Here is a 2070-nt window from a genome sequence, read left to right on the forward strand (position 1 = left end):
GGGCCAGCAGCCGCTAAAGCCTAGCCCTCTCCGCCCGGATTTCCGCTGGTGCCGGCGTTGACGTCGAGCAGCTGATACTTGTCGATCGCTTCCTTCGGAACGCTCGCATCCACATCTCCGGAGCGAACCAGCATTTCCAGCGTGCGGACCACGATGGAGTGGCTGTCGATCTTGAAGAACCGCCGGGCGGCAGCACGGGTGTCGGAGAATCCGAACCCGTCGGCGCCGAGGGTGGCAAATTCATTCGGCACGAACTGGCGGATCTGGTCCGGTACGGCCTTCATAAAGTCGGAGACCGCCACGATTGGACCGGTGGCCCCTTCCAGCTGCTTGGTCACGAACGGCGTGCGGGCCCCGGCGGAGGGATCCAGGAAGGCTTCCTCCTCCGCGGAAAGCCCGTCCCGGCGCAGCTCCGTCCAGGAGGTCACCGACCATACGTCGGCGGAGACTCCCCAGTGGTCGGCCAGCAGCTTCTGCGCTTCGAGCGCCCATGGAACGGAGACGCCGGACGCCAGGACCTGCGCCTTCGGACCGGTGATCTCCCCGGATGCGCCCTGCAGTTTGTAGATACCACCGAGCACGCCTTGAACATCCAGGTCCTCCGGCAGTTTCGGCTGGAGAATTGGTTCGTTGTAGACGGTGATGTAGTACATCAGGTTCCGGTCGTCGGAGTCCGGGCCATACATCCGCTCCAGCCCGTCCCGCATGATCAAGCCAAGCTCGTAACCATAGGCAGGATCATAAGTGACGACGGCGGGGTTGGTGGAGGCGAGCAGCGGCGACTGTCCGTCCGCGTGCTGCAGGCCTTCACCGGTCAATGTCGTCCGGCCCGCCGTCGCCCCAATAATGAACCCGCGCGTGAGCTGGTCCGCAGCGGCCCAGAAGGAATCGCCGGTGCGCTGGAATCCGAACATCGAATAGAACACGTAGATCGGAATCAGCGGCTCACCGTGCGTGGCGTATGCCGTTCCCGCGGCGGTAAAAGCAGCGACCGAGCCAGCCTCGTTAATACCCGCGTGCAGGATCTGGCCGCGTTCCGACTCCTTGTAGGCCAGCATCAGTTCGCGGTCCACCGACAGGTAATTCTGTCCGTTCGGGTTGTAGATTTTCGCCGTCGGGAAGAAAGCATCCATCCCGAAGGTCCTGGATTCGTCCGGTACGATGGGAACGACCCGGCGGCCGAACTCCTTGTCCCGCATCAGGTCCTTCAGCAGCCGGACGAATGCCATCGTGGTCGCCGCCTGCTGCTTACCCGAGCCACGCCATGCCATTTCGTAGGCCTTCGCCTCGGGCAAGTGGATTTCCGACTTCTCCACCTTCCCCTGCGGCGTCGGGTGCTGGCCCATGTCGCGGCGTTCGGGGACGAAGCCGCCGAGTTTTTGGCGGCGTTCCATCAGGTACTTAATCTCGGGCGAATCCTGGCCCGGGTGGTAGTACGGGGGTAGTTTCGGGTTTTCCTCCAGCTTCGCGTCATCGATCGGGATCCGCAGGTGATCGCGGAAGTCCTTCAGGTCATCGATGGTCAGCTTCTTCATCTGGTGCGTGGCGTTGCGGCCCTCGAAATTCGTGCCCAGCCCGTAACCCTTGACCGTTTTGGTCAGGATCACGGTCGGCTTGCCGGTGAACTCGGTCGCGGCCTTGTACGCGGCGTAAACCTTGCGGTAGTCATGGCCGCCGCGCTTGAGACCCCAGACCTGCTCATCATCCATATCCGCGACCATTTCCTTCGTCTGCGGACTCTTCCCGAAGAAGTGCTCGCGCACAAACGCACCGGACTCGGCCTTATAGGTCTGATAATCCCCATCCGGGGTCGAGTTCATAATATCGACCAGCGCCCCGTCGCCGTCCTTGCCCAGCAACTCGTCCCACTCCCGGCCCCAGACGACCTTGATCACATTCCAGCCGGCACCGCGGAAGAACGCCTCCAACTCCTGCATGATCTTCCCGTTACCCCGGACAGGCCCGTCCAGGCGCTGCAGGTTGCAATTGATCACAAAGGTGAGGTTGTCCAGGTTCTCATTCGCCGCCAACTGCAACAATCCACGCGATTCGGGCTCGTCCATCTCCCCA

At 62.4% G+C, this 2070-nt stretch carries 1 protein-coding gene; it reads right to left on the bottom strand.

Going from position 1 to position 2070, the window contains the following annotated elements; translation table 11 throughout:
- Positions 1–20 precede the first annotated feature (20 nt).
- Positions 21–2070: pyruvate dehydrogenase (acetyl-transferring), homodimeric type (aceE, locus tag Y707_RS0118030; protein WP_026536107.1), on the bottom strand; the 2050-nt coding region annotated here is incomplete at its 5' end.

This window comes from Arthrobacter sp. H14, assembly GCF_000520495.1.
In the GTDB taxonomy this organism is placed as follows: domain Bacteria; phylum Actinomycetota; class Actinomycetes; order Actinomycetales; family Micrococcaceae; genus Arthrobacter_C.